The organism is Pontibacillus chungwhensis, from assembly GCF_030166655.1.
Lineage (GTDB): Bacteria > Bacillota > Bacilli > Bacillales > BH030062 > Pontibacillus.
This window is the reverse complement of record NZ_CP126446.1, coordinates 3,062,455-3,074,980: the sequence shown is the minus strand read 5'-3', so window position 1 is coordinate 3,074,980 and position 12,526 is coordinate 3,062,455. Positions and strand designations below refer to the sequence as shown.

Here is a 12,526-nt window from a genome sequence, read left to right as displayed (position 1 = left end):
AATAGGGAGAGTCGGGCTCTTTCCTTGTTTCATACATACTTAAGGATTCTAGAAGAGCTTTCCTAAAGAAAATCAGAGGAGGAATGCATCATGGCATCTATTACATTTAAAGAAAATCCCGTTACGCTTGTTGGGGATGAAGTAAAAGTTGGCGACAAAGCTCCTAACTTTACTGTACTTGCTAACGACCTTTCAGAAGTTTCTCTGGAGCAATATGATGGAGTGAAGTTAATCAGTGTGATCCCATCAATCGACACAGGGGTATGTGACGCTCAAACACGCCGTTTCAACGAGGAAGCTGCTCAGTTAGATAACGTCAGTGTCCTAACCATTAGCATGGATTTACCATTCGCACAGCGTCGCTGGTGTGGTTCAAATGGTATTGAAAACGTAGATACACTTTCTGACCACCGCGATGCTTACTTTGGTGAAGCATTTGGTGTGCTTATTAAGGAAATGCGACTTCTTGCACGCGCTGTATTCGTTGTAAACAGCCAAAATGAAGTTGTACATGCTGAATACGTATCAGAAGCAACAAACCATCCTGATTACGAAGCAGCCATCTCAGCAGCAAAAGACGCTCAATAAACGTTTAACCCACAAAGGCTAGGCATCTTGGTTTCTTCCTTCTTTGTATACATCTTTGTATGCAACTTAGAGGTTAACAAGACGCCTGGCCTTTTTTGATAGGGTGCCGTTACGTTTAATAGTGCTTGGGGTTGCTCGGGGACAACTCGCTTTCCGCGGCGAGCTGGGAAGCCTCCTCGTTCGCTAGCGCTCTCTGTGGGGTCTCCCCTAAGCTCCTCTTGCCGCAGGAGTCTCGCAGTCCCCGAGCAACCCCTGGCGTAAAGGAACTTAACGCCCTCAAGCTCTAATGATGGCATGTTTCCGTTCTTCTTTACATGGCAAAGGTGGGCCTGGAAACTGCGAGACTCCCGTGGGCAGAAGAGCCTAGGTGAGACCCCGGAAGCCGACGTAGTCGGCTGAGGAGGCTCACCAGCTCCCCACAGGAAAGCGAGTAGTTTCCAGGCCCACCTTACGCTCACGTTACAGCGAACGGAAACCGCGAAACTTTAGCGGAGATTTGTGTTATATAGAATTTCTAAGCTTCGCTCTTTACATAACCCGAAATAAGATGTAGCCTCTAATTTGGTAATCATACGATGCATTTGCTAAACTAGTAAAGTTGAACGTGATAATAGGAGGAATTAACATGGATCAGTCACATGTTGAGTTATTATATACATGGCTCGATGAAACGGCCGAATTAATTGGCCAGGAGATCGACCTTTCATATTTAGAATTGTTGCCTTTAGCAGGGGAGATCCTCATTGAAGGAGCACCGTCTACAGATTATAGCGAAAACCTGCAGGAACAGTTATCCGAAAAGCTTAAAACGATAAAGATTGAAGAATTTAAGAAAGAAGAAATTCGTAAAGGTCTTCAACTTGCCATTTTAAAAGGAATGAAGGGATCAACTCAGCAACAGCACCTTATTACTCCTGACTCCGTGGCGATCTTTATGGGGTATTTAATTCAGAAGGTCCTTGGAGATGGTCAGCAAGAAACTATTCGACTGTTTGACCCTGCCACAGGAACAGCTAATCTGTTAACGGCCATCATAAATCAGATGGAGCAATCAGTAGAAGCCTACGGAAGTGAAGTAGACCCTACATTGATTCAGTTAGGTCTGTTGAATGCTAATCTGCAGAAAGCTGAAGTAGAGTTCTTCCATCAGGATAGTTTGCGCCCATTGCTACTTGAGCCTGTAGATATTGCCGTAGCTGATTTGCCAGTTGGTTATTATCCGGATGATGTACAAGCTGCTAATTATACGTTAAAAGCTGAAGAAGGTCATTCTTATTCACACCACCTCTTTATTGAACAAACGCTTCATTATGTAAAAGAGGGTGGGTACTCATTATTCCTAATTCCAAACTTCTTATTTGACAGTGACCAGTCAGAACAACTGCATGCCTTCTTGCAAGAACATGTTCATGTTGTGGGTGTGCTGCAACTTCCGGAATCGATGTTCAAAAATGAGAAATTTGGTAAGAGCATTTTCATTGTGCAGAAGAAAGGGCAAGAAACAAAGGCTCCAAAACAAGCTTTAATGGCCAAGCTACCTTCCTTCCAAAATGCGAAAGCGATGAATGATATGGTGAACCAAATTAATGACTGGTTTAAGTCGGAACGTATGTCATAATTTTTAGAAAATAAAGATTTTACCCAGAAACCGTTTCCAATTGCTGAATTGTCTTGAAATGCATGATGGCGGGTGGTTAAATGGGAAATGGTAATCATGAACCTAGAGTATTAAGGGGATGAAATTAATGTCAAAGATTTTATCAATTAATGCAGGTAGTTCTTCTCTAAAGTTCCAACTAATTGAGATGCCTGCTGAGGAAGTTGTAACAAAAGGTCTTGTTGAACGTATTGGTTTAGATGACGCTGTTTTCAAAATTGAATTTAATGGCGAGAAAGATAAAACCGTTACAGATATTCCAAATCACGAAGTTGCTGTACAGCTGTTAGTAGACAAGCTTACATCAACAGGGGTTATTCAATCTCTTGATGAGATTGATGGAATTGGTCACCGCGTTGTACACGGCGGAGAGCGCTTCGCAGATTCAGCTGTTGTGACGGAAGAAGTGATTCAAGAAATTGAGGCAGTTTCTGAATTAGCTCCTCTTCATAATCCAGCGAATCTTACAGGAATTCGTGCATTCCAAGAAGTGCTTCCAAACGTACCAGCGGTTGTTGTATTTGATACGGCATTCCACCAAACCATGCCGGAACAATCTTATCTTTACAGCCTTCCGTATGAGTATTATGAAGAGTATGGAATTCGTAAGTATGGTTTCCATGGTACTTCACACAAATTCGTTTCAGAACGTGCGGCTGAAAAGTTAAATCGTCCAATTGAGCAACTTCGTATCCTTTCTTGCCACATTGGTAACGGTGCTTCCATTGCTGCAATTGAAGGCGGCAAGTCTGTCGACACTTCAATGGGCTTCACACCACTTGCTGGTGTAACGATGGGTACTCGTTCAGGTAACATTGACCCTGCACTTATTCCATATATCATGGATAAAACAGGGAAAACGGCTGAAGAAGTTATCCGTGTTCTAAACAAAGAAAGTGGTATGCTGGCTCTTTCTGGTTCTTCTAGTGATATCCGCGACATCATTGAGAAAGCAGACCAGGGTGATGAGCGTGCGGAATTAGCACTTGAAGTATTCGCTGCGCGTATCCACAAATATATTGGTTCTTACGCAGCTCGTATGCATGGCGTAGACGCTATCGTATTCACAGCTGGCGTAGGCGAAAACTCTGCACCTGTTCGTGAACGTGTTCTTAAAGGATTAGAGTTCATGGGCGTCTATTGGGATCCAACTCTTAACAAAGGGATTCAGGGTGATGAAGCATTCATTAGCTACCCTCACTCTCCAGTTAAAGTAATGGTTATCCCAACGAACGAAGAAGTTGTCATCGCGCGTGACACTGTTCGTTTAACTCAATAGAGTTTATCCAACCTTCCCTGACTTGTCGTCAGGGAAGGTTTTTTTATGTCGGATTGTTATGAGGTTTAAAAATACTGAAATGCTTGGTGGCACAAGGGGAGAAATTCATTTTTGAGAAGAAAAAAGGGGTGGTGAGAGTTGCTGGAGAATAGTTAGGCAATGAAAGGAGTTGAGTTTATGATGCAGAAGAAACGATTATTACCTTTAGAGTTAAAACAGCTCGAAGCCTTAAGGAGACGGATTGACCCGTGTCATTCCCAATTAGGGGCTATTACGGAAGAAATCGAAAAGGTGAAAGGAAACTACCGGAGGAATGTAGACATAGACAACGTCTTACACTTGTTAAACGACGAAGGATTGAATTTGTTTCATGACCTTCAGCTTGAAGACGATTGGGGCGTCCTGTCTCTTAATACTCTGATTGTAGCAAAGTCGTTTATTGCCATTGTTGATGTTCTACAAGTCGAAGGAGAAGTTACATGGAAATGGAATCAGTTTATTGCTCATAGAAGAAGCTTCCCCGAAAGGATTCCTAATCCTTCTAGTCATGTAGCTACACTAAAAATTCGTTTGGAACGATGGTTGGCTCAACATTCCATTACGGCTGTTCCAATCAATGCTTTTGTAACATATACAGAAGCAGAAACTTTTCTAATAACAGAAGATTCCGATGTTCCAGTTTGTGATTTTGATCAACTTCTTGCTCAACTAAGAGATCTCCACTATTTTTCCCCTCCTACTCTTCCTGAAGCTTCTTTGATTTCCCTCTGTGATTTATTCAAGAATAGTCATGTTTCTTCAAAACTAAATGTACTTGAGGTCTTTAACATCTCTGAAAGCGAAGTGTTGAAAGGTGTTCATTGCCCAGATTGCAGGGCTTTGCCTATGAAGCGCTATCCTCAGATATGGCAGTGTCCCTGGTGCTTGTTTCGTTCAAATAATGCACATCAAACAGCCTTGTATGAATATCAGCTATTATATAAGGATACGATTTCTAATAAGGAGTGTCAGGAGTTTTTAATGATTGATTCTCCTCGTAACTCGTATAATTTATTAACGTCAGTAAAAGTAAAGAGCCAACGCGAGCACAAAGGTAGAGAGTATTATCTTTCTCCCATATTATAAACATTCGCAATTTTCTTAAAGTAAAGCTAAAATAAGAGAGAAGGAATGCTACGGATAAGGGGTGGGATGATGAGCGATGAACGGGTAATGAGGGATATTCGGAATTGGGAGAAGCAATGGGAAGATTATCAAGCTACTGACTTCACAGCGATTTATGACCAGTGGATGAAACGATCGTTTCGCAATGTGAATCCTAAGGCCAAAAAGACTTTTTTTCATCAGTTTGATCAATGGTTATTTCATACACATGCTTATATTCAAGGATCAGCTTTTCAAACGGAGGCTAGACAACGAATTCTTACGAGTGGCCGGATTTTTCGTTCTGATATTGAATACTTAGAAGATATGAGGAAGCTCCCCATTGATCAGTTAACGTATTTAGCTCACCAACAGATTGCCAAAGGCAAGCTTTATTCTTTTGCTCAAGGAGGATTAACGGGTGCTGGGGGATGGTTGTTGTTGGGCATTGATTTTCCGCTCATGATGGTTATGAATGTGCGTGCTGTCCAATTAATTGGCTTGACATTCGGATATGAGATCAACCACCCATATGAAATGATGCTGTCATTGAAGGTGTTTCACGCTGCAACACTTCCAAAGAGACTACAGAAAGAGGCATGGGAAGAGCTTAAGATGGAGCTATCTCATGACACTTCTCCGTTTATTTATGAAGGGGATGAAAAACTCACGAATGAGAGATGGTTAGAACAACCTATGAAGCAGGGTATGAAGTCATTGTTTATCCTTATGTTCAGGAAGAAAATGATCCAGGGACTTCCGCTTGTAAGTATGGCCATTGGTGCGAATGCAAATTACCAGTTGACCAAACAAGTTACAGCTTTCGCGCTCCGCTTTTATCAATACCGCCATATTACACAACAAACGATCCCATCATAAAAGCCCAGACTTAAGTCTGGGCTTTTTTTATTAATCCTTTTTGTGATCTTATGGGTAGTATTTAGAGGAAAATTCAGTCCTTTTGCGGACGAACAACAAGAACATCACAGCTTGCATAGCGCGTAATATGCTCAGAAACACTTCCGATAAAAAAGCGTTCGACCGTATTTAATCCTGTGGCCCCGCAAATAATTAAATCCGCATTAAATTTTGGAGCGACTTCCTTAGCGATTTTTACTTTGGGAGATCCGTATTCAACGTCTACGATGACAGATTGTACACCTTGTTCTTTAGCGTGATTTTCGTATTTAGTCAGGATTTCTGTTGCGTACTCTTCAGCTCGGATGGCAAGTGAACGGTCATAAGCTTCAACCGTAGCGAAAGCGCGCGTATCCACGACGTGAGAAAGAAATAACGTTGCGTTATTACGCTTAGCAATCTCAACAGCTTTCTCAAAAGCAAACTCAGATGCATCAGAACCATCAACGGCAACGACAATTCGTTGGTATTCGAAAGACATAACACATCTCTCCCTTCTTTCCTTAATTATAACACGAAAGCGCCTTCAATTGGTAAAAGGTGTAGGGAGGAATGAGGCGAAACTGTGACATACTACAAGTGTGGAGGTGTTTTCATGAAAAGCAAAGACAAGAAGAATAAATTAGGTTTAACTTACGATGCTGAAGGGGAAAACATGGTAGCAAGTCAACTTCGTGACAGCTATCAAAGTGGCTATATCGATGAAAATGCTCAACGTGAGCGCGAACAACTAAAAGGGATTAAACCTCGATAAAAAAAGCTACCCTCATCCTGAGTCTTACACGAACTCAGGATGAGGGTTTCTTATGCTTGCTATAATTCCGTAACCAATCCCGACTACTACAAACGTAATAAATCCTGGAGAGAAAGAGTCTGGAAGAAGGAAATACAGAATACTTCCAAATACCACAAATAAAAAGGGAAGCTTTAAAAAACGCTGCTCTTTTTGGATCGTCTGTAAGGATTGAGGGCTTAGGACTCCCTTTTTAATAACTAAGAAATCCACCACTATAACAGCCGAAATCGGAATGATCAGTCCGCCGAGAATGGAGATGAATTGCTCGGCTTCACTAACTAAAGTGGGAAAAGAACTTAACGCTACTCCGAGCAACCCGAAGATCACAGCACTTGTTATCCTTGATAGTCTAGAGAATGTATTTAGGAGGCTGTACCCTCCTGTATAGGCGTTGCTAATATTAATGGAGACCATCGAGATCATGGCTGTTAGCGTAATAATCCCGAGCAATAAAGGAGAGCTCGTAGCATTGCTTGCTGATACATAAGGATTTAGCTCATTAAATAACACAGCTGAGCTACAACCGATTGTAGCTGTAATCAGAAATCCTATACTGTTTCCGATCCATAATCCAAGTGCTCCTTGCTTTGGACTTTTAGCGTATCGTGTCATATCCGCTGAAGCGCTAACCCCGGATACATACTGAACGAAAGCTAAACTGGCGAAAAAGATCATCATGCTAAGGCTACCGTGTCCCTCGTGTGGGGAGAGCGTAACAAGTGAACTGGATGCTTGATTTGTAGTAAAGTATAAGTAAACCATTACCCCTTCTCCAACCAACAATAAGGGCAGAAAGTAAGAAGTTGCTTTCTTAACAGCTCCAAACCCAACAATAGCCAAGATCACCATGATGATGGACAAGGGAAGAGAGAACATTAAAAATGGATATTCTTTTCCCGTCATTCGTACAATGAGTTGTTGGAGTACATAAGTTCCTCCAATGGTCTGGACGCTGAACCAGTAGAGCGATGTGAGACTTCGAATAGGAGAAGAGATGTATCTAGCACCTTTTCCCCCAAGCATTGTCCGGATTGCGTATTGAGATGGGATTCCATAAAGAGAACCAGGATATGATAATAAGGACACAAATATAAAACCTGCAATTGCACCGATACTCGTAGCGATTACAGCTGCAAGAAATGATAAGTTTCCCTTCATAACCGCTAGAGCAGGAATAAGAAAATTCCCGGCATTAGCCGATATGGCAATTTGAATGATGGCATATTGATACCAGGGTGTTGTTCGTTCGGAAACGGGCACCGCATCTAACCCAATTTTCTCTACGAAAGATTGCTTTGCTGACGTAGCAGCTTGATTCATACCGTCACTTCCTCTCTTAGCACATCAATTGTACATATATACGGAACAAATTGTAAATACAAAAGGAGGTACCAGTATATGCGGCACGCCATTATTACAGCAGGAGCAAAAGGATTAGGAAGAAAAGTTACAGAAGAATTTTTAGAGGCTGGTTTTTCCGTGACGATTACGTATCGAAAGGATCGTCAGAAAGTAGAGGAGCTAGTGGAGAAGTATCCTTCTAAAAAAGATCGAATTCATTTCGTTCAGGTCGATGTTACAAATCAAGGGGATATTAAGAAGCTTGTAAATGAAGCAGTTGAAAAGTATGGGCGTGTTGATGTGTTAGTAAATAATGCAGGTCCATATATATTCGAACGTAAGAAGTTAATGGATTATACCGATGATGAATGGAATACCATGATCCGTGGAAATTTAGACGCAGTCTTCTATTTATTGAAAGCTGTTATTCCGATTATGAGAAAACAACGGTATGGACGAATTATTAACTACGGCTTCCAAGATGCAAGTCAATCACCAGGCTGGGTTTACCGTGCTGCATTTGCAGCGGCGAAAACCGGACTAGTATCTTTGACAAAGTCGATTGCATATGAAGAAGCTGAATATGGAATCACTTCCAATATGGTGTGTCCTGGTAAGATTGAAGGGGACTTAAAAGAAGCTTCGATTGAAACAGGGAAAGATACACCAGATCCAAAAACTCCTGTAGGTAGATCGGGCACGGGTGGAGATATTGCTAGGTCTATTTTGTTTTTAAGTGACGAAAACGCAGACATGATTACAGGAACCATTATGGAAGTAACCGGCGGGGTCGACGTTATTCATAAAAATCGGCAATTCAAATAATCTACACGTTCCTGTTCCTATACGAATAGGAATAGGGACGATTTAATATTCGCTCAGTAAAACGCTAGAGCTTACCTGAATAATTTTGTTACAATGAAAGGGCTTACAAAAATATGTTAGTAGTTTCGATTATGGCCTCATACAAGATCAAGGAGGGAAAAGAATGAGAATTGGCATACCTAAGGAAATTAAGAATAACGAAAATCGAGTGGCGATGACGCCTGCTGGAGTTATGTCATTAAAAAATGCAGGGCATGAAATTGTAGTTGAAATGGGAGCGGGGATCGGTTCTGGCTTTCAGGATGAGGAGTACGTTGAGGCTGGAGCAGAGCTTGTGCAAACAGCTTCTGAAGCTTGGTCGCAAGAGATGGTGATGAAAGTAAAAGAGCCTCTTAAAGAAGAGTTCAATCATTTCCACGAAGGATTAATCCTCTTTACATATTTACATTTAGCTCCTGAACCTGAATTAACTGAAGCCTTAATCAATCAGAAAGTGGTTGCGATCGCCTATGAAACCGTACAAGCTCAAAATGGAACGTTACCTCTCTTGACGCCTATGAGTGAAGTAGCGGGTCGGATGGCATCCCAAATTGGGGCTCAATTCCTTGAAAAGTCTAAGGGAGGAATGGGCATTCTTCTTGGAGGTATTCCCGGCGTCAGAAGAGGGAAAGTCACCATTATTGGAGGAGGCGTAGTCGGGACAAATGCTGCCAAGATTGCTATGGGGCTTGGAGCAGATGTTACGATTATTGATCTTAGTCCTGAGAGATTGAGGGAACTTGATGACATTTTCGGCTCTTCCATTAACACCATTATGTCTAACCCTTTAAACATAGCCAGAGAGTTGCGCACGACTGATTTGGTGATTGGGGCTGTGCTCATACCGGGAGCAAAAGCGCCGAAGCTTGTGACTGAGGATATGGTCAAAGATATGATGGATGGGTCTGTAATCGTTGATGTAGCGATTGATCAGGGAGGGATTTTTGAGACTACTGATCGAATTACAACGCATGACAATCCAACCTACGAAAAACACGGTGTCTTACATTATGCTGTGGCCAATATGCCTGGAGCCGTTCCACGTACTTCTACAATCGGTTTAACGAATGTTACGGTCCCATATGCTCTACAGCTGGCGAATAAAGGGTATAAAAAGGCTTGCCTTGATAATGAAGCCTTATTAAAGGGGATTAATACGCTCGAAGGTTTTGTTACCTATAAAGCTGTAGCAGAAGCACACAATCTAGAGTATTGCGATGCACATTCCTTATTAGACGAATAGAATATAACGAGCAAAGGACAGGCTTAGTAAGCCTGTCCTATCGTATACCAAAGCTAAAGTGGCAGTGAGTGTGACGATTTTTTTGCGTTATAAGGCCCTTAGGGGTTTGCAATCGGAACAAAAAGCGTATGTTAAGTTATATGGATAAAAAACGAAACCTATTTCTGTTACATCCGTAGAAAGGATATACAGGGTTCAATCTAAGAGGCGAGGTGATAAAGTTTTGGGGATATTTTCAAAATGGTTTTCAAAATCAAAACCTAATGAGAATGAAGTAAAAGCAAGGACCCCCCTGACAATTAAGGTGGGGGACATTGTCACTTATGACTTAGCGGACTACGAGGTAGTAGGTAAAATCACTTATAAGGATGGCTCCTATGAATGGTATGCCTATCAATTGCTTGAAGGAAGGAACACGATATGGCTTTCTGCAGAGATGGACGATGAACTAGAGTTAGGTGTGTATAAAACCATCTCGTTACCTGTTGAAGAACCTTTCCCTTCTGAACTTAACTATGAAGGTCAGACGTATCATCTAGAGGAAGAAGGAAAAGCAAAGGTAACGGGTGAAGGTAGAAGCAAGAACATCGATGGTCGTGTCACTCATTACGCTGATTATGCTGATTCTGAAGATGAGCAATTTATAAGTGTTGAAACATGGGGAACAGAAACAGAAGTCAGTCTTGGGGAATCGGTTGAAGAATATGAGATCAAAATACTTGCAGGTTCATAATGAGAAGGAGGATATTCTTGTATGTTTAAATTATTTAAGCGTGTAGGCACAGTCGTTAACTCTGAATTAAATGCGATGCTTGATAAAGCAGAAGATCCGGTGAAGATGTTAGATCAATTCATGAGAGATATGGAGAAGGACATTCGTGAGGCTGAAAGTGCAGTTGCAAAACAAATTGCAAATGAAAAAATGCTTAAGCGAAAGTATGATGATGCACAAGCATTAGTAGATAAACGTCAGGAACAAGCCGAGAAAGCCATTGAAGCTGGAAATGAAGATTTAGCGAAGCGAGCTTTACAAGATAAGAAAAATCAACAAGAGCAATCGGAATCCCTTAAAGAATCATGGGAAAGAGCGCGAACAGATTCAGAATCATTACGCCAGAAGTTAGATGAAATGAAGAAAGAATACCAGGAAATGAAGCTGAAGAAAGACTCTTTAAAAGCGCGGGCAGAGTCTGCTAAAACACGAACAAAAATGAACCGTACAATGTCTGGTATCTCAAGTGATGAATCAAAACGTGGGTTTGAGCGTATGGAAGAAAAGGTTCTAAAATATGAAGCTGAAGCTGAAACAAGCGAAGACCTTTCAAGTGAATCGCGTTCTTTAGATGATGAATTTGAAGAGTTGGAAAAAGATAGTGTGGACGATGAGTTGGCGGAGTTAAAGAAAAAGTTAGGGAAAGAATAAGGAGTTGCTTTACGGCCAGCTTCTACACGAAGCTGGCCTTTCCTTTGCAGTAAAAGTTTAGATAAGGAGGTGAGTAAAGAATGAGGGGCGTTTTTATAGTAGTCATTCTTTCCGTCTTAACCTTAACTGGATGTAGTCAAGGGCTTCAGGAGTTTCAATCTTCCTCATTTGATGAAGGGATGGGCGATTCAAAAAGTGGGATGTCCGGATCGCGAACCTATACATTTCCGGAAGAACCTCCTAAAGACGAAATGGTTGAGCAATTGAATAACAAGAAAAATACCTCACCTGAGGAACTTATTCGCTCGGTCTTTCCCCTCCTGGATGTTGTTGAAGGGTCAAACGCAAATCAGGAAGCTCGTATCTATGTGACACAGCGTTTTTCTATTCAAGAATTGTCGGAAACGTTAACGGATGCATTTCCTCCTAAAAGAGAAAGCGAACTGAAAGAGGGGAAGAAAATTGTAGTCTATCCAAATCTGTTCGTCACATTCAAAGAAAGTGAACAAGACAAGGATGCTGTGTTCATAGAAGTAGCAAGCGATAAATTTGTTCGGGATAATTATAGTCCTAACTTTTTCAATGGATACTTAGCGTTATGGTTTTTAGACGAAGTTCTAGATGTGGATGATTGGGGCAAAAAACGTAAGAAGATCTGTGCTAGTAGTGGTTGCTATGGTGGGTACTCGAATAGTAAATATCGCTCAGGTTCAACTGGAAGCTTAAGGGGTTCTAGCGGCCGAGGTGGAGGACCAGGTACAGGGAAATAAAAAAGGAAAGAAAGGTGATTATAGATGGAGCCATTCTTATGGACGTTTTACTATTTTGTAGTGGCGATTGTAGTTGTTTTTATTGGACTCATTATATTTGAGAACTTAACAAGTCGTTATAAGGACTGGGAAGAAATTAAGAAAGGAAATACGGCAATAGCCCTTTCAATCGCAGGGAAAATCATTGGGATCTGTATTATTTTATCCTTTGCCATTTATCACTCTTTACAATTGATGGACACGTTAATATGGGGAGCTTATGGTGTGGTGTTACAAATGATTGCGTATTTACTTTTTGAAGTGATGACGCGCCGCTTCTCCGTTGAAAAACAGCTTCAAGAAAATAATGTAGCTGTAGGGATTGTAACAATGGGCGTTTCTATAGGGCTTGCATTTGTAATTGGCGCCTCTATAACGTAAATATTAAACCCTTTGCTCTCTTGTAGGGTGAAGGGTTTTTATACGGTCGTCTTTGGAGAATTTCCGGTACAGGTGATACAGGAA

At 41.4% G+C, this 12,526-nt stretch carries 14 protein-coding genes; 12 read left to right on the top strand and 2 right to left on the bottom strand.

Annotation, left to right across the window (positions count from 1 at the left end):
* Window positions 1-90: 90 nt before the first annotated feature.
* From tpx to QNI29_RS15955, 5 genes are all read left to right on the top strand, one after another.
* Window positions 91-588 carry a thiol peroxidase gene (gene tpx, locus QNI29_RS15975; protein WP_231417471.1) on the top strand — a complete coding sequence of 166 codons (498 nt, stop codon included), beginning with the start codon at window positions 91-93 and terminating at the stop codon, window positions 586-588.
* A 625-nt stretch (window positions 589-1,213) separates the two neighbouring features.
* Window positions 1,214-2,206 carry a class I SAM-dependent methyltransferase gene (locus tag QNI29_RS15970; RefSeq protein WP_231417470.1) on the top strand — a complete coding sequence of 331 codons (993 nt, stop codon included), beginning with the start codon at window positions 1,214-1,216 and terminating at the stop codon, window positions 2,204-2,206.
* 127 nt (window positions 2,207-2,333) lie between these two features.
* On the top strand, window positions 2,334-3,524 hold the full coding sequence (locus tag QNI29_RS15965) for an acetate kinase (protein ID WP_231417469.1): 1,191 nt from the start codon (window positions 2,334-2,336) through the stop codon (window positions 3,522-3,524).
* Between the two features lie 177 nt (window positions 3,525-3,701).
* Window positions 3,702-4,649 carry a hypothetical protein gene (locus QNI29_RS15960; RefSeq protein WP_231417468.1) on the top strand — a complete coding sequence of 316 codons (948 nt, stop codon included), beginning with the start codon at window positions 3,702-3,704 and terminating at the stop codon, window positions 4,647-4,649.
* Between the two features lie 66 nt (window positions 4,650-4,715).
* Entirely contained in the window at window positions 4,716-5,546 is an 831-nt protein-coding gene (locus QNI29_RS15955; RefSeq protein ID WP_231417467.1) for an EcsC family protein, read from the top strand.
* 73 nt (window positions 5,547-5,619) lie between these two features.
* On the opposite strand, the gene QNI29_RS15950 is transcribed toward QNI29_RS15955, so the two are convergent.
* Window positions 5,620-6,066 carry a universal stress protein gene (locus QNI29_RS15950; RefSeq protein ID WP_231417466.1) on the bottom strand — a complete coding sequence of 149 codons (447 nt, stop codon included), beginning with the start codon at window positions 6,064-6,066 and terminating at the stop codon, window positions 5,620-5,622.
* A 114-nt stretch (window positions 6,067-6,180) separates the two neighbouring features.
* Between QNI29_RS15950 and QNI29_RS15945 the strand changes: the two genes are divergently transcribed.
* Window positions 6,181-6,339: a hypothetical protein gene (locus QNI29_RS15945; RefSeq protein ID WP_231417465.1), complete on the top strand. Its 159-nt coding sequence runs from the start codon at window positions 6,181-6,183 to the stop codon at window positions 6,337-6,339.
* Window positions 6,340-6,363: 24 nt separating this feature from the next.
* On the opposite strand, the gene QNI29_RS15940 is transcribed toward QNI29_RS15945, so the two are convergent.
* On the bottom strand, window positions 6,364-7,701 hold the full coding sequence (locus QNI29_RS15940) for a purine-cytosine permease family protein (RefSeq protein ID WP_231417464.1): 1,338 nt from the start codon (window positions 7,699-7,701) through the stop codon (window positions 6,364-6,366).
* A gap of 78 nt (window positions 7,702-7,779) precedes the next feature.
* Here QNI29_RS15940 and QNI29_RS15935 point away from each other — a divergent pair, with 78 nt between their 5' ends.
* The 6 genes from QNI29_RS15935 to QNI29_RS15910 all read left to right on the top strand — a co-directional run bounded on the left by QNI29_RS15935 (window position 7,780) and on the right by QNI29_RS15910 (window position 12,442).
* Window positions 7,780-8,547 (top strand): SDR family oxidoreductase, encoded by a 768-nt coding sequence (locus QNI29_RS15935; protein ID WP_231417463.1) that lies wholly within the window; start codon window positions 7,780-7,782, stop codon window positions 8,545-8,547.
* Between the two features lie 163 nt (window positions 8,548-8,710).
* Complete coding sequence (ald, locus tag QNI29_RS15930) at window positions 8,711-9,829, top strand: alanine dehydrogenase (protein WP_231417462.1); 1,119 nt, start codon at window positions 8,711-8,713, stop codon at window positions 9,827-9,829.
* Window positions 9,830-10,052: 223 nt separating this feature from the next.
* Entirely contained in the window at window positions 10,053-10,562 is a 510-nt protein-coding gene (locus tag QNI29_RS15925) for a DUF4178 domain-containing protein (RefSeq protein ID WP_231417461.1), read from the top strand.
* Window positions 10,563-10,583: 21 nt separating this feature from the next.
* The gene (locus QNI29_RS15920; RefSeq protein ID WP_231417460.1) at window positions 10,584-11,252 is read left to right on the top strand and encodes a PspA/IM30 family protein; all 669 of its coding nucleotides are present in this window, start codon (window positions 10,584-10,586) and stop codon (window positions 11,250-11,252) included.
* A gap of 80 nt (window positions 11,253-11,332) precedes the next feature.
* Window positions 11,333-12,022, top strand: coding sequence for a DUF4247 domain-containing protein (locus tag QNI29_RS15915; RefSeq protein WP_231417459.1), 690 nt, complete (start codon window positions 11,333-11,335; stop codon window positions 12,020-12,022).
* 24 nt (window positions 12,023-12,046) lie between these two features.
* Complete coding sequence (locus QNI29_RS15910; protein WP_231417458.1) at window positions 12,047-12,442, top strand: DUF350 domain-containing protein; 396 nt, start codon at window positions 12,047-12,049, stop codon at window positions 12,440-12,442.
* Window positions 12,443-12,526 lie beyond the last annotated feature (84 nt).